The organism is Virgibacillus carmonensis, assembly GCF_057836705.1.
In genome coordinates this window covers 1-1,069 of sequence record NZ_JBYQFJ010000082.1, presented here as the reverse complement: position 1 = coordinate 1,069, position 1,069 = coordinate 1, and the positions used below count along the sequence as shown (strand labels likewise).

General features: G+C 33.3%; 1 protein-coding gene and 1 pseudogene. Both read right to left on the bottom strand.

The window, feature by feature from the left end:
- Window positions 1-62: 62 nt before the first annotated feature.
- Window positions 63-818 (bottom strand): class I SAM-dependent methyltransferase, encoded by a 756-nt coding sequence (locus tag AC3G7N_RS20570; RefSeq protein WP_489424028.1) that lies wholly within the window; start codon window positions 816-818, stop codon window positions 63-65.
- 66 nt (window positions 819-884) lie between these two features.
- A pseudogene (locus AC3G7N_RS20565) lies at window positions 885-1,069 on the bottom strand (SAM-dependent methyltransferase); the annotation flags it as partial.

Here is a 1,069-nt window from a genome sequence, read left to right as displayed (position 1 = left end):
CCTTTAATTGAACAAAACCACTGTGTAAACTCATCACAGATATTTTAAACCTTTTAATGTAATCATAATTTACCGATGATAGCAAAAACTCTATAAGGGATCTCGAAAGATGTACTTGTTTGTATCCTCAAATAACTTTCAAGTCTGTCATTAAATAAATTAATATCCTTTTCACACAAAGTCCCGCCAATCTCAGGACTAGCTTGAACCCTTCCGATCCAAGTTTCTATGGTGTAGCTTACATGTATATCAAATGAAAAAGTTTCTACTTCAGAGAAACCAGCTTTATAAATGTCTTCTATCCATTCCGGAAACATTACTGTATCGTTGTCCTTCTTCGATGACGGGTTAAATTCTTTTATCAAATTGTGTGTATGTAAGACAATGTCATTCCGTGAAGGTATCCATTCATAATTGATAATTGCGATTTTCCCACTCTTTTGAATAACACGATTTACTTCTTTAGCCACTTTCAATTTATTAAACCAATGCCAACAGTAAACAGCGGTGACGACTTCATAAGAAGAATCTTCGAACGGAAGATTTTCCACATTCCCTATAAAATATTTTATTGGCAATTGGTCTCCTAAATTAATTTGCTTAGCCTGTTCTATTAACTCAGTAGACAAATCAATTCCAGTTACCTTACAACCTTGATTAGCTAAATCCCTCGCAAATAAACCGTTAGCTGTCCCTATGTCGAGCACGTGTTGACCTTTAATGCCTATCTTATATTCCTTTAATCGCTCAAACAGTTCACGTGGATATCCATGTCTATATTTTAAATATTCTTCTGACGTCCCATTTAAATTTAAAATTATGAGGAACTCCTTTCAATCCTTGAGATAATAGCAAGGTTCTTTTTCTCTAATAGTTGAACCTATTTATTTTTCTGCACTTAGAAATAGGACTAATGGCATTTTCTTTTCATCATCTTCAAGCTCATTAATTTTACGATTTTCACGGAGACCAGTAATACTAAAACCAGCTTCTTGTAAAGCATTAAAATAATCTTCTATCTTTCTATGATTTTTTACTACTTCATTTTCAAGCCAATAACACACCTGCT